The sequence below is a fragment of the Dactylosporangium sp. NPDC051087 genome (assembly GCF_055586325.1).
In genome coordinates, this window is sequence record NZ_JBVJIJ010000010.1 from 121,765 (window position 1) to 144,172 (window position 22,408).

Annotated in this window: 15 protein-coding genes; 12 read left to right on the top strand and 3 right to left on the bottom strand. The window is 72.3% G+C overall.

All coding sequences use genetic code 11. The features are described from left to right. Positions 1-26 precede the first annotated feature (26 nt). Positions 27-833 (top strand): DUF3097 domain-containing protein, encoded by an 807-nt coding sequence (locus tag ACZ6TV_RS20480; protein WP_465298783.1) that lies wholly within the window; start codon positions 27-29, stop codon positions 831-833. Here ACZ6TV_RS20480 and ACZ6TV_RS20485 read toward each other — a convergent pair. After that, positions 830-2,155, bottom strand: a complete 1,326-nt coding sequence (locus ACZ6TV_RS20485; RefSeq protein WP_465298784.1) for a serine hydrolase domain-containing protein — start codon at positions 2,153-2,155, stop codon at positions 830-832. The two genes, ACZ6TV_RS20480 and ACZ6TV_RS20485, sit on opposite strands and share 4 nt — an antisense overlap. A gap of 159 nt (positions 2,156-2,314) precedes the next feature. On the opposite strand from ACZ6TV_RS20485, the gene ACZ6TV_RS20490 reads away from it, so the two are divergent. Next, positions 2,315-2,743, top strand: a complete 429-nt coding sequence (locus ACZ6TV_RS20490; protein WP_465298972.1) for an NfeD family protein — start codon at positions 2,315-2,317, stop codon at positions 2,741-2,743. Between the two features lie 77 nt (positions 2,744-2,820). After that, the gene (locus ACZ6TV_RS20495; protein ID WP_465298973.1) at positions 2,821-3,855 is read left to right on the top strand and encodes an SPFH domain-containing protein; all 1,035 of its coding nucleotides are present in this window, start codon (positions 2,821-2,823) and stop codon (positions 3,853-3,855) included. Between the two features lie 89 nt (positions 3,856-3,944). Here ACZ6TV_RS20495 and ACZ6TV_RS20500 read toward each other — a convergent pair whose 3' ends face one another. Beyond that, complete coding sequence (locus tag ACZ6TV_RS20500; protein WP_465298974.1) at positions 3,945-4,742, bottom strand: TrmH family RNA methyltransferase; 798 nt, start codon at positions 4,740-4,742, stop codon at positions 3,945-3,947. 103 nt (positions 4,743-4,845) lie between these two features. On the opposite strand from ACZ6TV_RS20500, the gene ACZ6TV_RS20505 reads away from it, so the two are divergent. Both ACZ6TV_RS20505 and ACZ6TV_RS20510 read left to right on the top strand, forming a co-directional pair. Continuing rightward, positions 4,846-6,342, top strand: coding sequence for an FGGY-family carbohydrate kinase (locus ACZ6TV_RS20505; RefSeq protein ID WP_465298785.1), 1,497 nt, complete (start codon positions 4,846-4,848; stop codon positions 6,340-6,342). Continuing rightward, positions 6,339-7,976: a fucose isomerase gene (locus ACZ6TV_RS20510; RefSeq protein ID WP_465298786.1), complete on the top strand. Its 1,638-nt coding sequence runs from the start codon at positions 6,339-6,341 to the stop codon at positions 7,974-7,976. The genes ACZ6TV_RS20505 and ACZ6TV_RS20510 overlap by 4 nt, the downstream gene beginning before the upstream one ends. Here ACZ6TV_RS20510 and ACZ6TV_RS20515 read toward each other — a convergent pair. After that, positions 7,966-8,961, bottom strand: a complete 996-nt coding sequence (locus ACZ6TV_RS20515) for a LacI family DNA-binding transcriptional regulator (protein ID WP_465298787.1) — start codon at positions 8,959-8,961, stop codon at positions 7,966-7,968. The genes ACZ6TV_RS20510 and ACZ6TV_RS20515 overlap by 11 nt on opposite strands. A gap of 255 nt (positions 8,962-9,216) precedes the next feature. Between ACZ6TV_RS20515 and ACZ6TV_RS20520 the strand changes: the two genes are divergently transcribed. From ACZ6TV_RS20520 to ACZ6TV_RS20550, 7 genes are all read left to right on the top strand, one after another. Further along, a complete protein-coding gene (locus ACZ6TV_RS20520; RefSeq protein ID WP_465298788.1) occupies positions 9,217-12,453 on the top strand; it encodes a DUF2961 domain-containing protein in 3,237 nt (1,078 codons plus the stop codon). After that, positions 12,450-14,564: a family 43 glycosylhydrolase gene (locus ACZ6TV_RS20525; protein ID WP_465298789.1), complete on the top strand. Its 2,115-nt coding sequence runs from the start codon at positions 12,450-12,452 to the stop codon at positions 14,562-14,564. Before ACZ6TV_RS20520 ends, ACZ6TV_RS20525 begins: the two co-directional genes overlap by 4 nt. Positions 14,565-14,709: 145 nt before the next feature. After that, a complete protein-coding gene (locus tag ACZ6TV_RS20530) occupies positions 14,710-16,308 on the top strand; it encodes a sugar ABC transporter ATP-binding protein (RefSeq protein WP_465298790.1) in 1,599 nt (532 codons plus the stop codon). Next, on the top strand, positions 16,305-17,369 hold the full coding sequence (locus tag ACZ6TV_RS20535; protein WP_465298791.1) for an ABC transporter permease: 1,065 nt from the start codon (positions 16,305-16,307) through the stop codon (positions 17,367-17,369). The genes ACZ6TV_RS20530 and ACZ6TV_RS20535 overlap by 4 nt, the downstream gene beginning before the upstream one ends. A 27-nt stretch (positions 17,370-17,396) precedes the next feature. Next, positions 17,397-18,401, top strand: coding sequence for a substrate-binding domain-containing protein (locus tag ACZ6TV_RS20540; RefSeq protein ID WP_465298792.1), 1,005 nt, complete (start codon positions 17,397-17,399; stop codon positions 18,399-18,401). Between the two features lie 216 nt (positions 18,402-18,617). Continuing rightward, complete coding sequence (locus ACZ6TV_RS20545; RefSeq protein WP_465298793.1) at positions 18,618-20,078, top strand: FG-GAP repeat domain-containing protein; 1,461 nt, start codon at positions 18,618-18,620, stop codon at positions 20,076-20,078. A gap of 20 nt (positions 20,079-20,098) precedes the next feature. Further along, positions 20,099-22,141, top strand: coding sequence for an N-acetylmuramoyl-L-alanine amidase (locus ACZ6TV_RS20550; RefSeq protein ID WP_465298794.1), 2,043 nt, complete (start codon positions 20,099-20,101; stop codon positions 22,139-22,141). Positions 22,142-22,408: the final 267 nt, after the last annotated feature.

Genomic DNA, 22,408 nt, shown 5'->3' on the forward strand with positions numbered 1-22,408 from the left:
GCCGTCAGCCGATACGCTTGCCGTCCATGGACGTCCTGGCGAACAACGACTGGCGGCGGCGGCGCACGGTCCCCACGGTGGGCGCTGAACCGGACCTGGTCGTCGAGGACGCCGACTCCGGATTCTGCGGTGCCGTGGTCGGCTTCGAGTTCGGCGCGGTCGTGCTGGAGGACCGGCACGGCAAGCGCCGCAACTTCCCCCTGGAGCCCGCCGCTTTCCTGCTCGACGGGCAACCCGTCACCCTGGTGCGGCCGGCGCCGGTCGTACATCAGCAGCAGCGGAACATCACCAGCTCGGGGTCGATCGCCGTCGCCGGGCTCACCGCCCGGGTCGCGCGCCGCAGCCGGATCTGGGTCGAAGGCATCCACGACGCCGCGCTCGTCGAGCGGATCTGGGGGCACGACCTGCGCGTCGAAGGTGTCGTCGTCGAGCCGCTCGACGGGATCGACGAGCTGGCCGCCGCCGTCGCCGGGTTCCACCCCGGGCCCGTCGCCCGGCTCGGCGTGCTCGTCGACCACCTCGTCCCCGACTCGAAAGAAAGCCGAATTGTCGGAAGTATCCGGTCGCCGTACGTGCTGATCACCGGACACCCGTATGTCGACGTCTGGCAGGCGGTCAAGCCCGCCGCCGTCGGCATCCGGGAATGGCCGACGGTCCCGATGGGGGAGAACTGGAAGGACGGCGTCTGCGCCCGGCTCGGCGTCGCCGAGCCCGCCGACATGTGGCGCCGCGTCCTCGCCTCCGTGTCCAGCTACAAGGACGTCGAGACGCCCCTGATCAACGCGGTGGAGCGGCTCATCGACTTCGTCACCGAGCCCGACGAGGACGTCTAGAGCGCGGACGGCTCGGGCCAGGGGTCGCGGGTGAGGACGAACGTCGCGATGTCCAGGGCCACCACCGCTCCGGCGCCGTCGCGCACCACCCGCAGCAGCTCCCCGTCGCAGTCCCCGGACAGCCCGCGCCACAGGTCCGGCGTCGGCCCGTCCGGCACGAAGCGCCACGCGTCCCGCGGCGCCGCGAGAGGCGTCACGACCAGCTCGCCGTCCGCCCAGCCGGCCTCGTGCTCCCGCCCCATCCACCACCACCGGCCGGTCAGCGGCAGGATCTCGGCGGGCGGTTCGGTGCGCGGCCGCCACGGCGCCACCCGCACCGGCTCCCGGTCGAGCACCGCGCCGAGCAGGTCGAGCCCGAACGTGCTCAGCCCGCCGCCCCGCATCGTGTACGCGTTGGCGAACGCCACGACAGCGGTGCGCGTCGGCCGGTGCACGGCCAGGACCGAGAGGTAGCCGGGCATCGAGCCGCTGTGCCCGACGAACACCCGCTCGCCGCGCCGCCACAGCTGCAGGCCCAGCCCGTGCCCGGCGGACCAGCCGTCCAGGTCGCTGAGCACGACCGGCGCGCACATCTGCTCGACCGTCGCGGGCGCCAGCACCGCCGGGTCGGGCTCGGCGAGGAACGCCGCCCAGCGGGCCATGTCCTCCACCGTCGACCACAGCTGGCCGGCCGGCGCCATCGCGGCCGCGTCGTGCCGGGGCTCCTCCCGCAGCTCGTCCAGCCACGGGTGGACGACGTAACCCCGCGCGAACGGCTCGGTCGCGGCGTAGGTCGTCCGGTCCAGGTGCAGCGGGCCGAGGAACCGTTTCGCGAGCATCGACTGCCAGTCCTCACCGCCGAGGCGGGCGACCATCGCGCCCAGCAGTCCGTAGGCGAGGTTCGAGTAGTGATATCCGTGCAGCGGCGGGTAGGCGACCTTGTCGGCGGTCAGCGTCGACAGGAACGTGTCGACGTCCACGCCGGCCGCGCGCTCCCACCAGTCGCCGTCCGGCTCGCGCTGCACGCCGCCCGCGTGGCCGAGCAGCTGCCGCAGGGTGACCGCGCCGACGGGGGTGCCGGGCAGGTGCCGGTAGAGCAGGTCGTCCAGCGCCAGCCTGCCCTCGTCGCGCAGCGCGAGGACGAGCGCCGCCGTCATCGTCTTCGTGATCGACCCGATCCGGAACTGCAGCCCGGTCACCGGCGCGTCCAGCCCGCCGGCGGCGACGTGCTGCAGGACGCCGTCGCGGACGACACCGGCGACGAGGACGGGGACCCGCCCGCCGGCGTGGGCGCGGGCGACGTGGTCGTCGACACAGGAGACGGTCTCAGGCAGCAGCGGCACGCTGATCTCCAAGGGGGTTCGCTGAGGGGTTCGCTGGGGGCTCTGTCCCCCCAACTGTGCGCCGACCCGGGGCGCAGTGCGTAGGGGCAAGGATTCGGCAAGACGGGTGATCAGGGACGAGCGCGACGAGCATCGGCGTGACACGATCGAAGCGTGGACCTGTGGCTGATCGTCTGGATCGTCGTCGGCGCCGCGCTCGTCGCGGCGGAGATCTTCACGACCACGTTCGTCCTGCTGATGTTCAGCCTCGGCGCGTTCGCCGCGGCCGGCGCCGCCGCGCTCGGCGCCGGGGTGCCGGTGCAGGCGGCGGTGTTCGCGGCCGTCTCGGCGGCGTCTTTCCTCGCCGTGCGGCCGACGCTGAAGCGCTACATGCGCAGCGACGTGCGCGACACGCGGATGGGGGTCGAGGCCCTCGAGGGCGCCGAGGCGCTCGTCATCGAGGCCGTCGACAACGACAGCGGACAAATCAAGATCGAAGGCGAGATGTGGCGGGCCCGGCCCTATGACGCGACGCAGACGTTCGCGATCGGGGAGCGGGTCCGGGTGATCGAGATCAAGGGTGCCACCGCGATGGTGTGGAAGGACTGAGTCACGTGGATCCGAGTGTGTTCCTGGCGGTCATCGTCATCGCCGCCGCCCTCCTGGCGATCGTCACGGTCGCCAAGATGGTCAAGGTCGTGCCGCAGCAGGTCGAATACGTCGTCGAGCGGCTCGGCAAGTACAGCCGCACCCTGACGCCGGGCCTCAACATCCTGGTGCCGTTCATCGACTCGGTGCGCAACAAGGTCGACAAGCGGGAGGTGGTCGTCAGCTTCCCGCCGCAGCCCGTCATCACCTCCGACAACCTGGTCGTGTCGATCGACACCGTCCTGTACTGCAAGGTCGTCGACTCGGTCCGCGCCACCTACGAGATCTACAGCTACCTGCAGGCCATCGAGCAGCTCACCGTCACCACCCTGCGCAACGTCATCGGCTCCCTCGACCTGGAGAAGGCCCTCACCAGCCGCGACGAGATCAACCGCCACCTGTCCGGTGTCCTGGACGAGACCACCGGCCGCTGGGGCATCAAGGTCACCCGCGTCGAGCTGAAGGCGATCGAGCCGCCGCCGAGCATCCGCGACTCGATGGAGAAGCAGATGCGCGCCGAGCGCGACCGCCGCGCCGCCATCCTGCACGCCGAGGGCCTCAAGCAGTCGCAGATCCTCACCGCCGAGGGTGAGAAGCAGGCCGCCGTCCTGCGCGCCGAGGGTGAGCGGCAGTCCCGCATCCTCACCGCCGAGGGCCAGGCGAAGGCCATCCGCACCGTCGTCGACTCGATCCACGCCGCCAACCCGGACTCGAAGGTCATGGCGTACCAGTACCTGCAGTCCCTGCCCCAGATCGCCGCCGGCCAGTCCAACAAGCTGTGGATCGTGCCCGTCGAGCTGACCAAGGCCCTGGAGGGCATCGGCGGCGCCCTCGGCGGCATGTCCCAGCTGTCCGACGCGGCCCGCTCCAGCCTCGTCGAGGCCAACGCGAGCCATGACGAGTCCGCCGAGGTCATCGAGGCCCGCCAGGCCGCCGAGGACGCGGCCGCCGCCGCCAACGCGGAGGCCGCCGCGGCCGCCGCCCAGGTGTCCGGCCGGCCGTCGGCGACCGTCGACGACCTCATCGGCGACCTCGACGCGTCCCACGAGCCCTCCCGCGAGCTGGAGCGCTAAGGCGTGTTTGGTCAGCGGATGCCGGGCTGCGGCGGCCCCAGCCGGCGCCTGGACCTCGCTTCGCTCCGACCCCACTGACCAAACGCGTCCTAGCGGCAGAGCTCCCAGAAGGCGACCGCCGCGGCGGCGGCGACGTTGAGCGAGTCGACGCCGTTGCGCATGGGAATGACGACCCGCACGTCACTGGCGTCGAGGGCCCTGGCCGACAGGCCGGGGCCCTCCGCGCCGAGCAGCAACGCGGTGCGCTCCCGCTGCGCCCCGGTCAGCGTCTGGATCGGCACCGCGTCCGGCGCGGGCGTCATCGCCAGGAGCGTGAGCCCGGCCTCGCGGATCGCGCCGAGCCCAGCCGGCCACGGTTCGATCCTGGCGTACGGGATCGCGAACACCTCACCCATGCTGACCCGCACGCTGCGCCGGTACAGCGGGTCCGCGCACGACGGCGACAGCAGCACCGCGTCCATGCCCATCGCCGCCGCCCCGCGGAAGATCGCCCCGACGTTCGTGTGGTTGTTGACGTCCTCCAGGACCGCGACCCGCCGGGCGCTCGCGAGGACGTCGGCCGCGGCGAGGTCCGGTTTGCGGTGGAAGCTCGCCAGTACCCCCCGGTGCACGTGGAACCCGGTGATGGCTTCGAGCGTCGCCTGGTCCCCGGCGTAAACGGGCACGCCGTCGAGCGGCAGGTCGTCGAGCTGCCCGACCCGCTTGGCGTCGATGAGGACGGAGCGCGCCCGGTAGCCGGCCCGCAGCGCGCGCCGGATGACCAGCTCCCCTTCGGCGATGAACAGCCCGTTGGGCGGCTCCCACCGGGTCCGCAGCTCCACGTCGGTCAGCGCCCGGTAGTCGGCGATCCGTTCGTCGTCCTGGTGGGTGATCGTTGTCGCGCTCAGCACCCGGCCGATTCTGCCCTGCACGGCAGGCGACTCCCAAAGGCGACCGCCGCGGCGGTCGCGCGGCATTGACGGGGAAATCGATTTCTGACATCTTGTTGCCATGTCGGGCAGCGAGGCGTTCATTGGCATCGATGTGGGCACGTCGAGCACCAAAGGGGTGCTCGTCACGCCGGACGGCACGATCGTGGCGACCGCGGTGCGCGGGCACGACGTCCGGACGCCGCGGCCGGGGTACGTGGAGATGGACGCCGGCCTCTGGTGGGACGAGGCCGTCTCGATCGTCCGGGAGCTCCTGGCCGGGGGAGCGCACCACGTCACGGCCGTCGGGGTCAGCGGGATGGGGCCGTGTGTCGTGCTGACCGACCGGGACGGTGTGCCGCTGCGGCCCGGGATCCTGTACGGCGTCGACACCCGGGCCACCGCGCAGATCGAGCGGCTCACGACGGCGCTCGGTGGCGCGGACGCGATCCGCGAGCGGACCGGCTCGGCGCTGTCGACGCAGAGCGTGGGGCCGAAGCTCGCGTGGGTCGCCGAGCACGAGCCCGACGTCTGGAAGCGCGCCCGCCGGCTGTTCATGCCGGCCAGCTGGCTCGGCTGGAAGCTCACCGGCGCCTACTACCTGGACCAGCACTCGGCCAGCCAGTGCACCCCGATGTACGACGCCGCGACCCAGGACTGGCACGGGCCGTGGGCCGGGCAGCTCAAGGGCGACGTCGCGCTGCCGCCGCTGGTGTGGCCCGCGGACGTCGTCGGCACGGTCAGCGCCGAAGCGGCGGCGAGCACCGGCCTGCGTGAGGGCACCGCGGTGGTGGCGGGGATGATCGACGCCTGGTCGGAGGCGGTCAGCGTCGGCGCGCAGCGGCTCGGCGACCTCATGCTCATGTACGGCACGACGATGTTCCTGGTGCACACCACCGGCGTGCGCAACCCGTCGCCGGTGCTGTGGGGGACCACCGGCGCGTTCCCGGGCACCCGCAACCTCGCGGCCGGCATGGCGACCTCCGGCGCGATCACCGGCTGGCTGCACGACCTGCTCGGCGCGCCCGGCTATCCGCGGCTGCTGCAGGAGGCCGCCGAGTCGGGGCCGGGCGCGCGCGGGCTGCTGATGCTGCCGTACTTCGCGGGCGAGCGCACCCCGGTCGCGGACCCGCACGCGCGCGGCGTGATCGCCGGGCTCACCCTGCGGCACACCCGCGGCGACCTGTACCGGGCGGTCCTGGAGGCCACCGCGTTCGGCGTACGCCACAACATCGAGGCGATCGAGCAGGCCGGCGGGCGGATCGAGCGGATCGTCGCCGTCGGCGGCGGCACCCAGGGCGGCCTGTGGGCGCAGATCGTGTCCGACGTGACCGGCCGCGAGCAGCTGATCCCCCGCAAGACCATCGGCGCGAGCTACGGCGCCGCGTTCCTGGCGGCGAAGGCGGCCGGAGCGGCCGACATCGAGGCGTGGAACCCGATCGTCCAGACCGTGCGGCCGGTCGCCGGCGAGGTCTACGACCAGCGCTACCGGATGTACCTGGACCTGTACCCGGCCACCGCCGCCATCAGCCACCGCCTGGCCGAGAGCGGCACCGAGTCAACCGGAGGAACCCCATGACGAGTCCGTACCAGCTGCCGGTGCCGCTGCGACGGCCGGCCGCCGAACCGGCCACCGCCTACCTGGTGGCGAGCGGCGACCTGCGGCCGAGCGCCAACATCCGCTGCTGGCCCACCCAGCTGCGGCTGGAGACCGACGTGACCGCCGCGCTCGGACGGCTCGGCTGGCAGGCGCAACGCACCCACCCGTTCGACGAGGCCAAGGGGCACGGCCTGATCGACAGCCAGCGGCTGGGGATCGAGGTGTTCAAGGGCATCCCGCGCGACGCGCCGCTGATCGTCGTCGAGGCGGTCTGGCAGTACAGCCACCACGTCCTCGCGGGCCTGCGCACCCATCAGGGGCCGATCCTGGTCGTGGCCAACTGGTCCGGCGCGTTCCCCGGCCTCGTCGGCCTGCTCAACCTGACGGCCAGCCTGACCAAGGCGGGCGTCGCGCACTCGGCGCTGTGGAGCGAGGACTTCACCGACGAGTGGGCCGTCTCGGGGCTGCGCGAATGGCTGGAGACCGGCACCGTCGTCCACGACCTGTCGCACGTACGGGACCTGCCGGCGCTCGCCGACGGCCCGGAGGTCGAGCTCGGCCGGGCGCTCGCCCGGCAGCTGCGCGACGAGAAGGCGGTCATCGGCGTCTTCGACGAGGGCTGCATGGGCATGTACAACGCCATCTTCGACGACGAGCTGCTCAACCCCCTCGGCATCTTCAAGGAGCGGCTGTCGCAGAGCGCCCTCGTCGCCGAGATGCTCAAGGTCACCGACGACGAGGCCGCCGCCGTGAAGGCGTGGCTGGACGCGCGCGGCTTCACGTTCCACTTCGGCGCCGACGAGGCGAGCGAGCTCACCGAGGCCCAGGTCGCGAGCCAGTTCAAGATGTACGTCGCGGCGCTGCGGATCAGCGACGACTTCGGGCTCGACGCGGTCGGCATCCAGTACCAGCAGGGGCTCAAGGACGTCGTCCCGGCCAGCGACCTCGCCGAGGGCCTGCTCAACAACGTGGAGCGCCCGCCGGTCCGCAGCCGCGACGGCAGCCGCGAGCTCTACCCGGGCGCGCCGCTGCCGCACTTCAACGAGGTCGACGAGGGGGTCGCCGTCGACGCGCTGGTGACCAACCGGCTGTGGAACGCGATGGGCTTCGACCCGGCGACCACCCTGCACGACATCCGCTGGGGGCAGGAGTACGAGGGCGAGTTCGTCTGGGTCTTCGAGATCTCCGGCTCGGTGCCCGCCTCGCACAACGGCGGGTACGACAAGAGCTACAGCATGCGCCAGCCGCCGATGTTCTTCCCGCTCGGCGGCGGCACGCTCAGCGGCGTGTCGAAGCCGGGCGAGATCGTGTGGTCGCGGGTGTTCATCATGGACGGCGTCCTGCACGCCGACCTGGGCCGGGCAAGCGTGCGCGACCTGCCGCCGGAGGAGACCCAGCGGCGCCTGGACGCCACCGACCGGCAGTGGCCGATCATGCACGCGGTGCTGCACGGCGTCGGCCGGGACCAGCTCATGGCCCGGCACAAGGCCAACCACGTGCAGGTCGCCTACGCCCCCGACGCCGCGGCCGCCGACCGGGCGCTGGTGGCGAAGGCCGCCCTGTTCCACGAGCTCGGCGTGCTCGTGCACCTCTGCGGGGACGTCACGGTCTGAGGCTGCTCTCCCGCACCTTCAGCGTCGTCTGCAGGGTGACCGTCGAGGCGGGCCGGTCCGGTTCGGTGATCCGCTCCGCGAGGAGCATCGCCGCGGTCCGGCCCAACTCGTACGTCGGCTGCGACACCGTCGACAGCGAGGGGCGGACCAGGTGCGCCCACGGGATCTCGTCGAAGCCGATGACGCCGATCCCGGCGGGGATGGCGATGCCGCGGTCGACGATGCACTCGACGGCGCCGACGGTCATGAGGTTGTTGGCGGCGAAGACGGCGTCCGGCGGGTCGCCGGCGTCCAGCAGCGACGCCATCGCGGCGTAACCGCCCTCCTCGCGGTAGTCGGAGTGGCGCACGAGCGCGCTCGGGGCGTCCAGGCCGCGGGACCTCAGCGCCTGCTGGTAGCCGCGGAGCCGCTGCGCGGCCGTGGACACCTTCCGCGGGCCGGTGATGCAGGCGATGCGGCGGTACCCGCTGTCGATGAGGTGCTCGGTCGCGCTGTGGGCGCCCTGCTCGTTGTCGACCAGCACGCTGTCGATGTTCGTGCCGCTGATCTGCCGGTCGATCGCCACGACGGGGGTGCCGGCCTCGATCAGGCGGTGCACGTTCGCCGGGGTGCCGGCGCTGGAGATGATGACGCCCGCCATCTGGTCCTGCAGGGCGGCGGTGACGTACTGCGCCTCCTTGGCCGGGTCCTCGTCGCTGTTGCACAGCACGACGGAGTAGCCGGCCCGCTGCCCGACGTCCTCGACGCCGCGGACCATCGCGGTGAAGAACGGGTTGCCGACGTCGGAGATGATCACCGCCCACAGCGTGGTGCGGCTGCGGCGTAAGTTGCGGGCCACCGTGTTCGGGCGGTAGTTGAGCTCCTGGACGGCCGCCTGGACCCGCACGACCATCTCGGGGTCGACGCTGGCCCGGCCGTTGAGCACCCGGGAGACGGTGGCCGGGGAGACCTGTGCGCGCTGCGCGACGTCGTAGATGGTCGCCATGACCCCTATCCCTCTCAGCGGACCGGTAAGCCTGCCCCGGAGCGCAATGATGCCACGCCGGACGTCCCGGTCCGCCGTTGACGGTCCGCCCCGCGGGCCCTTACAGTGCTGGAAATCGATTTCTCGCACGCCCGTCGGCCGGCGTGCCGGGCGCCACCGAAGGCTACCGCCCGGCGAAACCTTCCCACATATTGACGCAGGCAGATGTAAGTCGTCTACTGATCGGCAATCGATTTCTCGGAAGGGACGCCCGCCATGCGCCTACTGCGAAGAGCCGTCGTCGCGGTCCTGCTGATCCCGCTCCTCACCGCCGTCGCCACGCCCGGTCCGGCGTCGGCCGCGGTGCCCGACGACAAAGGCCCGGTCGGCTGGGACACCTACCGCCGCCTGGACCGCCTGCCCTCCCTGTCCGCCGGCACGCGGACGAAGCAGTTCTCCGGCTTCGGCCGCGACGGCTCCAACGACGACGGGTTCGTCGGCACCTACTCGTGCCTGCGCACCGACGGCGGCTGCACGATCGCCGAGGACCGCGGGCCCGGCGAGCTCCAGTCGATCTGGTTCACCCGCGACGAGGGCAACGTCAGCGCCACCGGCTGGATCCGCATCGAGCTCGACGGGGTCACCGTCGTCAACACCGGCCTGCAGAACCTCGTCAACGGCAACCTCGGCGCGCCGTTCGTCTGGCCCCTGGTGACCAACGCCGACCAGACCTCCGGCGGCGTCACGGTCAAGGTGCCGATGCCCTACCGCACCAGCATGCGCGTGGTCACCCAGAACAACCCGCTCTTCTACCACGTCGGCTACCGCACGTTCGCCGACGCGAACGGGATCACCCGCTTCAACCCCGCCGACCATGCCCTCGACGTCGTCGACAACCTGCGCCAGGCGGGCCTGCGCGACCCGAAGCTCCCACAGGCCGGTGCCACCACCGCGACCGCGACCGTCACTGCGCCCGCCGGCGGGCAGGCCACCCTGGCCACGCTGAGCGGGCCACGGGCGATCACCGCGCTGCGCCTGCGCGTCCCGGACGGCGCCGCCACCGAGGCCACGCTCACCGCGCTGCGGCTGCGGATCACCTTCGACGGGCGCACCACCGTGGACGCCCCCGTCGCGGAGTTCTTCGGCGCCGGGCTCGGCGAGCGGACCGTCCGCTCGCTCATGTTCGCCATGGACGCCGCGCCCGGCGGCTGGTACACCGCCTGGTGGCCGATGCCGTTCCGCAGCGGCGCCACCGTCGCGATCGCCAACACCGGCGGCGGGCCGGTCAGCGGCATCCAGGCCGAGATCACCTCCGCGCCCAACGCCCAGTGGACCGACGCGCTGTCCGGCACCGGCGACGCCGGCTACTTCACCACCCAGTCCCGCCGCGCCGAGACCGTCGCCGGCAAGGACTGGATCATGGCCGACCAGGCCGGCCGGGGCCGCCTCGTCGGCGTCTCGCAGACCATGCGGGCGCACATCACCGGCGGCAACACGCGCAACTACCTCGAAGGCGACGAGCGCATCCACGTCGACGGCTCCGCCACCCCGCAGTGGTACGGCACCGGCACCGAGGACTTCTACGAGTCGGGCTGGTACTTCAACCGCGGCGAGTACTCGGGCGTCTTCACCGGCAACACCGGGCACCGCTTCCGCACCGCCGGCTGCGCCGACGAGTGCGACGCCGCCTACCGGCTGATGCTCGGCGACTCGGTCGCCTACACCAGCGGGCTGCGCTTCGGCATCGAGCACGGGCCGACCGCCAACGAGCCGGCCGACTACGCCTCGACCGCGTTCCTCTACACGCAGCCGACCGCCGCGGTCCGGCAGACCGACACGGTGCTCACCGGCGACGCGGCCAGCCGCACCGCGCACTCCTACACCGACGGCGGGGCCGGCCAGTACACGCTGACCTCCGTCTTCGAGGGCGACAACGACGACGCGTCCAGCACCGGCCAGGTCCGGTCCGGCACGGGCACGGTGTCCTTCCGGATCGCGGTCGACCCCGGCAACAGCGGCGTCCGGCTGCGCCGCACCGGCGACCAGCAGCGCGCCTACCAGCAGGCGGCGGTCGCCGTCGACGGGGTGGGCGCGGGCACCTGGCTGCAGCCGCTCGGCAACGGCATCCAGCGCTGGCTCACCGACGAGTTCACGCTGCCCGCCGCGCTGACCGCCGGCAAGACCACCGTCACGGTCACGCTCACCCCGGCCGGGGGCGCCTGGACGGCGTCGCGGTACACCGCGTCCAGCATGGTCACCCCGTACACCGACACCACCGCGCCCGGCACGGTCACCGGCCTGACCGTGACCGGCGGGCGGACCCACGCGATCGGGCTCAGCTGGGGCGAGGCGCCCGACAACGTCGGCACCACCGCCTACCGGGTCTACGGCTCCACCAGCTCCTCGGTGCCGGTGACCGCGGCGAACCTGCGCGGCACCGTGAGCGGCACCGGCTTCCGGCACGGCCCGCTGCCCGCCGGGCAGACCTGGTACTACCGGGTCGTCGCGGTCGACGCGGCCGGCAACGCGGGCCCGGCGTCCGGCGTCGTGTCCGGCACCGTGCGCGGCCGGGTGGTCAGCGACGTCAACGGCGACGGCCGCGACGACGCGGTCGCCTTCACCCGCGGCGTCGACGCGGACGTGTTCAGCGCCACCTCGACCGGCTCGTCGTTCGGCGCTTCGGTGAAGGGCAACGACTTCTTCGCCATCGACGGCGAGGTGCCCTTCACCGGCGACGTCGACGGCGACGGCCGCACCGACCTGATCACGTTCACCCGCGGCTCGCTCGCCGACGTGTACGTGGCGCTCGGCAACGGCTCCGGCGGCTTCGGCGCGGGCGCCAAGTGGCACGACTTCTTCGCCGTCGACGCGGAGATCCCGCTGGTCGGCGACGTCGACGGGGACGGCCGCACCGACATCGTCACCTTCACCCGGGGCGCCAACGCCGACGTGTACGTGGCGCTGTCCACCGGCACCGGCTTCGGCCCGGGCGTGCGGTGGCACGACCGCTTCGCGATCGGCGCCGAGACCCCGCTCGTCGGCGACTTCAACGGCGACGGCCGCGACGACATCGCCACCTACACCGGCGGCACCGGCGGCAGCTTCTACGTGGCGCTGTCCGACGGCGGCCAGTTCATCGGCGACGGCTGGCTGTGGCGGGCCGGCTTCGGCGGTGACGTGGTGTCGACCGGCGACGTCAACGGCGACGGCCGCGACGACCTCGTCGCCTTCACCCGCGGCAGCACCGCCGACGTGTTCGTCGCGCTGTCCACCGGCGCCGGCTTCGGCACGCCCGCGAAGTGGCACGACAACTTCGCGATCAACGCCGAACGACCCGGCGTCGGCGACTTCAACGGCGACGGCAGGGCGGACATCGTCACCTTCACCGGTGACCCGGCGGCCGACGCGTACGTGTCGTTGTCCGACGGCGGGCGCTTCGTGCAGAACGCCTGGAAGTGGCACGACGCCTTCGGCGGCGGCGCGGCCACCGTCGTGCGGCCGAGCGCGCCGTGAGGACCCTCGCACTGGTGGCGGCCCTGCTGATCCTGGCAGGGCCCGCCCCCGCCTTCGCCGCCGACGCGCCGGTGAAGCTGGAGGCCGAGAGCCTGCTGCCGGCCGTCTCGGCGACCGCGCCGGTCGAGGCGCAGCCGAACTGCTGCGGCGTGACCTGGTCCGGCGGGCGGCAGCTGTGGCTGCGGGCCGCCCGCGCCGGCGACTCGGTCACCGTCACGCTGCCCGCGGTCACCCCCGGCCAGTACGACCTGGGCGGGATCCTGACGAAGGCGGCCGACTACGGCACGCTGCGCTTCGCCGTCGACGGGGTCGCCGTCGGCCAGCTCTTCGACGGCTACGCGCCGGCCGTGCAGCGCACCGGCGCGGTCCCGCTCGGCTCGGTCGCCCTCGCGGCCGGCACGCACCGCCTCACCGTCACCGTCACCGGCCGCAACCCGTCCTCCACCGGCTTCTTCGCCGGCCTCGACACGATCACCCTGCAGCGCGTCGGCGCGCTGCCGGTGGTCACCACGACGACCTACGAGACCGTGGCGGAGACACCGTCGCGCGGGACCCTCACCCGGGTGTACGACCCGAGCGCGGGTGAGTCGTCGGCGTGGTACTTCAACGACCACACGATCGTGCGGCACCAGGGCACCGGCGTGTGGCACGCGTTCGGCATCACGCACGCCGAGCCGGGCGCACCGCTGCAGGAGACGCAGTTCGGGCACGCCACGGCGCCGTCGCCGACCGGCCCGTGGACGAAGCAGCCGCCCGCGCTCGTCGCGTCCCCGGCCGCGGGGGAGCAGTGGATCTGGGCGCCGCACGTCGTGCACGACAACGGCGTGTACTACATGTTCTACGCCGCCGGGAACCCCGACTACACCCGGTACCGGATGCACCTGGCGACCTCGACGGACCTCGTCACCTGGACGCGCAGCCCGGCGAACCCGCTCTTCACCGACGGGTGGGAGGCCCGGGACCCGATGGTGACCAGGGTCGGCGGGCAGTGGGTCATGTACTACACGGCGACGACGGCCCCGGGCGGCGGCAACCACATCGTCGGCTACCGCACCAGCACGGACCTGCGGACGTGGAGCGCCCGGCGGACCGCGTTCACGTCGCCGTACACGGGCCAGGCGGCCGGGCAGACCGAGTCGCCGTTCGTCGTCCAGCGCGGCGAGTGGTGGTACCTGTTCGTCTGCTGCGACGGGGTCGACTACGGCGCCGCGTACCGGCGTACGGCGGTCTACCGCAGCCGCGACCCGCTGCGGTTCGAGGGCGCGGAACGGGTGGCGGTCCTGGACGCGCACGCCGCCGAGGTGGTGGTCGACGGGTCCGCCTGGTACCTCAGCCACGCCGGCTGGGGGATGGGCGGGCTGTGGCTGGCGCCGCTGCAGTGGACCTCGGGCGTCGTCGCGCGGGGTCGGGTGGTCAGCACCGGCTTCCTGCGGGCCGACATCCGCACCTGGCCGTCGGCGCGGATCGCCGCCCTCGCCGTGGACCCGGCCGGTGGCGGGGCCTACCGTCCGGCGCTCGACTCGTCGTACCGCGGCACCGGCCCATATCTCGCGGTCGGCGGTTTCGGGGTGACCGACCCGCCCGGGGCACCGGCCCGGATCGACGTGTCCGCGGACGGGTCCCGGATCAACCTCGCCGGCATCCCGTTCGGCGACGAACCGGTCACCGCGGACTGGCTGATCTCGGTGGTGCCCCGGTGGACCGGCCCGGCGCTGCAGAGCGACGTCGTCTGGTCCGTCGGCGGCGCGACGAGGGCGGCCGTGTGGGAGGTCGCCTTCAACGTCGACGGCGCCCTGCCCATGGTCGGCGACCCGGCCATGGAGTCCCGGCCGACCGGCGACGTCACCGGGATGCCGCCGTGGTCGATGCTCTCGGCCGACGGGCTGTCGGTGGTGTCGTCGCACCGCTGGGCGTCGGCGTGGCGCGGCGACAACATCTGGTACGACGCCGGGCACGCCGCGGCCGCGTGGCAGCCGCTGTGGCGCAACGGCGGGACCGCCTGGGCGCCGGGCCAGTACCCGGGCGGGACGTGGCGCTTCGCGGCCAGCGGGGTCCGCCGGGACGTGGCCTTCGCCGGCACCGTCCAGACACAGATCAACGCGATCCCATGAGATCAATGTTGATCATTACGACAGTGCGACAAGACCTTGACAGGACAATGACGGTCTTCTACGTTCCACGATGAGAAATCGATTTCTCACCGTGGTACGGACCGACGGAGTGATGCCTATGAACAGGCAAGAGCCACTTGTCACGATGACCGGCATCACGAAGCGGTTCGGCGGCGTGGTCGCCTGCTCGGACGTCGACTTCTCGGTCCGGGCGGGCGAGGTCCATGCCCTCCTCGGCGAGAACGGGGCCGGCAAGTCGACCCTGATGAACGTGCTGTCCGGCGTGGTCACCGACTACGCCGGGCAGATCACGGTCGGCGGCGAGCCGGTGCGCTTCGAAGGGCCCGGCGACGCGCAGGCCGCCGGCATCGCGACCATCCACCAGGAGCTCGACCTGGTGCCCGGCCTGTCCGTGGCGGAGAACCTGGTCCTGGGCCGGGAGCCGCGGACCCGGCTGCGGACCCTGGACCGCCGGGCGATGCTGCGCACCGCCCGGGAGCAGCTGCGGCAGCTCGGGGCGGACCTCGACCCGCGCCGGCCCGTCGGCGCGCTGCGCGTCGGCGAGCAGCAGCTGGTCGAGATCGCCAAGGCGCTGTCGCTGGACGCCAGGGTCCTCGTCATGGACGAGCCGACGGCGGCGCTCGCCGACGCGGAGGTGCGGCGGCTCTTCGCCACCATCGAGCAGCTGCGCCGCCGCGGCGTCGGCATCGTCTACATCTCCCACCGCATGGAGGAGATCGAGCAGATCGCCGACCGGGCGACGGTCCTGCGCAACGCCCGGGTCGCCGGGACGGTCGACCCGCGCGCCGCCGGACCCGACGAGATCATCGCGCTGATGGTCGGCAGGTCCGTGGAGACACTCTTCGGAACGGCCGAGGCGAAGACCGGCGAGCCGCTGCTGGAGGTCGCCGATCTCGCGGTACGGCCGAGGACCCGCCGGCCCGGCAGGTGCGAGCCGGCGGGGGTCACCCTCACGGTCCGCGCCGGCGAGATCGTCGGCCTCGCCGGGCTGATGGGCGCCGGCCGCACCGAGCTCCTCGAGACGTTGTTCGGCGCCGGTCCGGCGGGGCGCCGCAGCGGGACGGTCCGCCTCGCCGGGGCGCGGTACGAGCCGCGGCGGCCCCGGCAGGCGCTGCACCACGGCGTCGGGTTCGTCCCCGAGGACCGCCGCGGCTCGGCACTCGTGCTCGGCCACTCGACCGGGCGCAGCATCGTGCTCACCGCGCTGGACCGGCTCAGCACCGCCGGGTTCGTCCGGCGCCGCCGGGAACGCGCGGCGGTGCTGGGCAAGATCGCCGAGCTGGCCATCAAGACCCCGTCGGCGAACGCGCCCGTCGGCGCGCTGTCCGGCGGCAACCAGCAGAAGGTCGTCTTCGCCCGGCAGCTCCTGGCGCGGCCGCGCCTGCTGCTGCTCGACGAGCCGACCCGCGGCGTCGACATCGGCGCCAAGGCCGAGATCTACCGGCTCCTGCACCGGCTCGCCGACGACGGGATGGGCATCCTGCTCGCCTCGTCCGAGCTGCCGGAGCTGCTCGGCGTCTGCGACCGGATCGTGGTCCTGCGCGCCGGGCGCACCGTGGCCGACCTGCCGGCCGCCGGCACCGACGCGGCCGGGATCCTGGCCGCCGCCATGGGCCAGCCTGCCGCCGCCGCGCCGACCGCGGCGCAGCTCGACGCCGCCGCCCCGTCGAAGGGCGCCGCCCTCGACCCCGCAGACCAGCACGTCACCAGGGAGTCAGAGTGAGCATCGACGAGCAGACACCGGCGGCCGGCACCGTCGGTCTCAAGGCATCGGCGGCGCGCTGGCTGCGCCGCCCGCGCAGCCGGCGGGAGCTGATCGACCGGCTCTTCGCGCTGCAGAGCCTCTTCGCCCTCGCCGTCGTGTTCGCGGTGGCGATCGCGCTGTCGCCGACCCGCAACGGCGAGAACCTGTTCCTGTCCACCGGCAACCTCGGCAACATCGTGCGGGCGGTGTCCGAGATCGGCATCATCGCGATCGGCATGACGTTCGTCGTGCTGCTCGGCGGGATCGACCTGTCCGTCGGCGCGATCCTCGGCCTGGCCGCCGTCGGCACGGCCACGCTCATGGTCGACTCCGGCTACGGCATCCTGCCCGCGGTCCTCGCGGTGCTCGCCATCGGCGCGGTCTTCGGCGCCCTGCAGGGCTACGCGACGGCGCGGCTGGGCATCCAGTCGTTCATCGTGACGCTCGCCGGGCTGCAGGTCGCCCGCGGCCTGGCCCGCATCTGGTCCGGCGGCCTGGGCATCCCGATCGCCTACGGCGACGGCCCCAAGGAGGCGCCGCCGGCCTTCGAGTTCCTCAACGGCGCGATCAACGGCGTGGTGCCGGTGCCGGCCGTGCTGTTCATCGCCATCGGTGTGGCCGCGATCGTCGTGCTGCGAACCACCGCGTTCGCGCGGCACGTCTACGCGATCGGCGGCAACGAGAAGGCGGCCCGGCTCTCGGGTGTTCCGGTCACCCGGGTCAAGGTCGCCGCGTTCGCCATCGCCGGGTTCCTCGCGGCGGTGGCCGGCATCATCCACGCGGGCCAGCTCAACCAGGGCAGCCCCAACGACGGCGCCGGGTATGAGCTCGACGCGATCGCCGCGGTCGTGATCGGCGGCACGGCACTGTCCGGCGGCTCCGGCTCCATGGGCGGCACCCTGGCCGGCGCGCTGCTGCTGGGCATCCTCAACAACATCCTCGCGCTCAACAACATCGACGCCAACGTGCAGCTGCTCATCAAGGGCCTGGTCATCGTGGCCGCCGCCGCCCTGCAGAAGCTCCACCGCACCGTCGTCTGACACCCTCACCCCTCACAGGAGCGATCCATGCGTAATCGCACCAGTACGCTCGCCGTGCTCGCCGTCGGCGCCCTGCTCGTCACGAGCGCGTGCAGCGTCGAGAAGCCGTCCGAGCAGGCGACCCCCGGCGCGGCCGCGGCCGCCTGCGGCACCGGCAAGGACTTCCTCATCGGCATGTCGCAGGCGAACAACGCCGAGCCCTACCGCCAGGTCATGAACAACGACGTGACGACCGCGGCCAAGGCCGTGCCCGGCTTCAAGGTGGTCGTCTCCGACGCCGCGCAGGACAACAGCAAGCAGGTCGCCGACGTCGAGAGCTTCCTCACCCAGAAGATCAACCTGCTGATCATCTCGCCGAACGAGGCGAAGCCGCTCACCGCGGTCGTGAAGAAGGCCTACGACGCGGGCATCCCGGTCATCGTGCTGGACCGCAAGGTCGAGGGCGACGCCTACACCGCGTTCATCGGCGGCGACAACGTCGCGATCGGCAAGGCGGCCGGCGAGTACTACGCGAAGACACTGCTGCCCGACGGCGGCAAGGTGATCGAGATCGCCGGGCTGCCCGGCTCGACCCCGGCGAAGGAGCGCGCGGACGGCTTCCGGGCCGGCATCGCGGGCAACCCGAAGATCGAGATCGTGGCGTCGCAGCCCGGCGACTGGCTGCGGGAGAAGGGCCAGTCGGTCGCCGACGCGCTGCTGAAGGCGCACCCGGACGTCGCCGCGGTGTACGCGCACAACGACCCGATGGCCGAGGGCGCCTACCTCGCCGCCAAGGCCGCCGGCCTCGAGACGAAGATCAAGTTCACCGGCATCGACGCGCTGCCGGTGCCCTCCGGCGGCATCAAGGCCGTCGAGCAGGGCCGCCTCGCCGCGACGTTCCAGTACGCCACCGGCGGCCGTGAGGCGGTCGACCTGGCCAAGAAGATCCTGGTCGACTGCGGCAAGGACGTGCCGCGCAGCACCACCCTCGGCACCCAGCAGATCACCAAGGACAACGCCGCGGAGGTGTACACCAAGCTCGGCGGCTCCTGACCCGTCCCGCTCCGCTCCGCCCGGCACCGAAGCGTGCCGGGCGCTGCGGCGTTGCTGCTCACGACACCCGTGGTTTCCTGCCGGATCCATGGGGATGGATGAAAACTTCCTTCACGGGATCCATTGACATCGATGATGGTGAGTCCGGACACTCATCAGCAATCGATTTCTCACCCGTGTCCGAGCCCATCCCCATATCCCGGACCAAGGAGCACCGTGAGACGCACCCCTGTGGCCCTGCTGGCCACGATCTGCGCCGCAGTCGCGGCCACGGCGGTCGCACCACCATCAGCGGCCGCCGCACCGGCAGGACCGGGCGCCGCCCTGGCCGCCTGCCCGTCCATCCCCGCCGGGCACGACCCGGCGGTCACCACGATCGTCTACCGCGTCGCCCGCGCGTACAACGCCAACGACAAGGTGACGCTGTCGGCGTTCGAGGCCGGCTGGGTCGAGTCGCACATGAACAACCTGCCGTGCGGCGACAAGACCTCCCTCGGCGTGTTCCAGCAGCGCTGGGACTACAGCTGGGGCACCAAGGAACAGATCATGGACCCGGTCTACGCCTCGACGCAGTACGTGACCCGGGCCATCACCTGCGACCGCAACAACCCCGGCTACAGTGCCGGTCAGGTCGCGCAGTGCGTGCAGCGCTCCGGCTTCCCCGACCGCTACGACCAGGTCGCCGCGAAGGCGCGCACGCTGCTCAACGAGGCGGCCCGTACCGCCGCCATCGCCGCCGGCTCATCCACCGACGTCACGGGTGACGGCAAAGACGACATCATCACGTTCACCCAGAACGCCCTCGCCGACGTCTACGTCGCGCCGTCCACCGGCGCCGCGTTCGCGGGCACGTCGGTGAAGTGGAACGACTTCTTCTCCATCGGCGGCGAGACCGCGTCCACCGGCGACTTCAACGGCGACGGCAAGGACGACGTCGTCACGTTCGCGCACAGCAACACCGGCGACGTGTACGTGGCGCTGTCCACCGGCACCGCGTTCGCGGGCGCGCAGAAGTGGCACGACTGGTTCGCGCCGGGCGCGGAGATCGGCGCCGTCGGCGACGTCAACGGTGACGGCAGGGACGACATCATCACGTTCACCCACAACCCGGCCGGTGACGTCTACGTGGCGCTGTCCACCGGCACGAGCTTCGGCGCCGGCGTGAAATGGCACGAGTTCTTCGCGCCGTTCGGGGAGTACCCGGCCGTCGGCGACGTCAACGGTGACGGCAGGGCCGACATCATCACGTTCACGCAGGGCCCGGCGTCCGCCGCGGACGTGATCGTCGCCCTGTCGAACGGCTCCTCGTTCGGGGCCGCACAGAAGTGGCACGACCTCTTCGCCGTCGGCGCCGAGCTGCCCCGGGTCGGTGACGTCAACGGCGACGGCCGGGCCGACATCGTCACGTTCACCTGCAACGCCGACGCCGACGTCTATGCCGCCGTCTCCACCGGTACCGGCTTCGCCGGCACGACGGTGAAGTGGAACGACTTCTTCTGCCTCGGCGGGGAGTTCCCGTACCTGGCCGACGTCAACGGAGACGAGCTGGACGACGCGGTCGTCTTCACCAAGGGCGCCACCAACGACGTGTACGTCGGGCTGTCCAACGGCACCTCGTTCGCCGGTGGCGTGAAATGGCACGACTTCTTCGGCCTCAACGGTGAGGCGACGCTGTGAGACCTCTCCGGGAGACCCCCATGCGCACTGTCTGGCGCCGTGGCGCCGTCGTCCTGCTCACCGGCGTGCTCGCGGTCGGCGCCGCGCATCCCGCCTCCGCCGCACCGGCCGCACCCACCGGCCTCGCGGCCGTCTTCGACAGCGCCGCCGCCGCGTCCGGCGTGCCGCGGGACCTGCTCGTCGCCGTCGGCTACGGCGAGACCCGCCTCGACGCGCACGGCGGCAAACCCAGCCAGGCCAACGGTTACGGCGTGATGCACCTGGCCAGCAACCCCTCCAACCACAGCCTGGAGCGCGCGGCGGCGCTCACCGGCACGGCCGTGGCGAAGCTGAAGGCGGACACGCCGGCGAACGTCCGCGGCGGCGCGGCCGTCCTGCGCGACCTCGCCGACGCCGAAGGGCTCAAGGCCGCCGACCGTGGCCGGATCGCCGCCTGGTATCCGGTCGTCGCGCGGTACAGCGCGTCCGTCGACGACGCCACCGCCCGCCTTTACGCCGACCACGTCTACGAGCTGCTGAGCGGCGGCGTGCCGGGCACGATCGCGGCCCGCGGGGTCGCACCGGAGCTGGGCCGGTTCGCCGCCGTCGCGCCGGCCGGGACACCCAAGGCGTCCCTGGCCGCGCTGCCCGAATACGGCCCGGCCCGCTGGGTCCCGGCGAACGGCGCCAACTACGGCGTGGGCCGCTCCAGCCGGATCACCACGGTCATCATCCACGTGACCCAGGGCTCCTACGCCGGCACCGTCAACTGGTTCCAGAACCCGGCGGCGGGTGTCAGCGCGCACTACGTCGTCAAGTCCAGCAACGGCGAGATCACCCAGATGGTCCGGGAGGGCGACACCGCGTACCACGCCCGCTCCGGCAACGCGTACGGCGTCGGCATCGAGCACGAGGGATACGTCGACAACCCCGCCTGGTTCACCGACGCGATGTACCGCTCGTCGGCGGCGCTCACCCGGTACCTGTGCGACAAGTACGGCATCCCGAAGAACCGCACCGGGATCAAGGGCCACTACGAGATCCCGGGCAACAACCACACCGACCCGGGCCCCAACTGGAACTGGAACTACTACATCTCCCTGGTCAACCAGGGCGGCGGCGGCACCGGCGGCAAGTACTACGGCGGGTCGCCGACCGACTTCAACGGCGACGGCAAGGACGACGTCGTCACCTTCACCCAGGGCACCCTCAACGACGTGTACGTGGCGGCGTCGACCGGCGGCGCGTTCGCCGGTACCTCGGTGAAGTGGAACGACTTCTTCGGCCTCACCGGTGAGACCCCGCTGACCGGCGACTTCAACGGTGACGGCAAGGACGACATCGTCGTGTTCACCGGTGGCACCCTCGGCGACGTGTACGTCGGGCTGTCCAACGGCACGTCGTTCGGGGCGGGCGTGAAGTGGCACGACTGGTTCGCCCCGGGCACGGAGGTCCCGGCCGTGGGTGATGTGAACGGTGACGGCAAGGACGACATCATCACCTTCACCCACGACGCCGCCGCCGACGTCTACGTCGCCCTGTCCACCGGGACGGGCTTCGGCCCCGGCGTGAAGTGGCACGAGTTCTTCTCGATCCCCGGCGAGTACCCGGCGGTCGGCGACGTCGACGGCGACGGCAAGGCCGACATCATCACCTTCACCCAGGGCCCGGCGACGGCCGCGGACGTGATCGTGTCGTTGTCGAACGGCACGTCGTTCGGGGCCGCGCAGAAGTGGCACGACCTGTTCGCCGTGGGCAGCGAGCAGCCGCGGGTCGGCGACGTCAACGGCGACGGCAAGGCCGACATCGTCACCTTCACCTGCAACGCCGACGCCGACGTCTACGCCGCCGTCTCCACCGGCACCGGCTTCGCCGGCACCACCGTCAAATGGAACGACTTCTTCTGCCTCACCGGCGAGTTCCCCTACCTGGGTGACGTCAACGGCGACGGCAAGGACGACATCATCGTCTTCACCAAGGGCACCACCAACGACGTGTACGTCGGCCTCTCCACCGGCACCGCCTTCCTCGGCGGCGCCAAATGGCACGACTTCTTCGGCCTCAACGGCGAGACCACGTTGTGACGACCGGTGAGGGGCCGCCGCCGGCGGCCCCTCACCCGCCAGGCCGGGTCTACAGTTGTCCCGTGCCGGCCGAGCTCCTCGTCTGCGACCTGGAGCACAGGCCGCCGCTGGCGTACGTCACCGTGCGGGGCCGCCTGGACCGGCACACCGCGCCGGACCGTGCTCAAGGCGCTCGCCGCGGAGCCCGTCGCGGTGCTCGTCGACCTCGGCGGCGTCACCGCAGCAGACCCGGTCGCGCTGACGGTCTTCCTGGCGCTGTCCCGGGCC

Excerpts from the sequence above, each read along its gene's own strand:
- ACZ6TV_RS20550 (WP_465298794.1), top strand. The coding sequence starts at position 20,099 with ATGCGCACTGTCTGGCGCCGTGGCGCCGTCGTCCTGCTCACCGGCGTG.
- ACZ6TV_RS20520 (WP_465298788.1), top strand. The coding sequence starts at position 9,217 with ATGCGCCTACTGCGAAGAGCCGTCGTCGCGGTCCTGCTGATCCCGCTC.
- ACZ6TV_RS20530 (WP_465298790.1), top strand. The coding sequence starts at position 14,710 with ATGACCGGCATCACGAAGCGGTTCGGCGGCGTGGTCGCCTGCTCGGAC.
- ACZ6TV_RS20515 (WP_465298787.1), bottom strand. The coding sequence starts at position 8,961 with ATGGCGACCATCTACGACGTCGCGCAGCGCGCACAGGTCTCCCCGGCC.
- ACZ6TV_RS20540 (WP_465298792.1), top strand. The coding sequence starts at position 17,397 with ATGCGTAATCGCACCAGTACGCTCGCCGTGCTCGCCGTCGGCGCCCTG.
- ACZ6TV_RS20505 (WP_465298785.1), top strand. The coding sequence starts at position 4,846 with ATGTCGGGCAGCGAGGCGTTCATTGGCATCGATGTGGGCACGTCGAGC.
- ACZ6TV_RS20510 (WP_465298786.1), top strand. The coding sequence starts at position 6,339 with ATGACGAGTCCGTACCAGCTGCCGGTGCCGCTGCGACGGCCGGCCGCC.
- ACZ6TV_RS20495 (WP_465298973.1), top strand. The coding sequence starts at position 2,821 with ATGGTCAAGGTCGTGCCGCAGCAGGTCGAATACGTCGTCGAGCGGCTC.
- ACZ6TV_RS20480 (WP_465298783.1), top strand. The coding sequence starts at position 27 with ATGGACGTCCTGGCGAACAACGACTGGCGGCGGCGGCGCACGGTCCCC.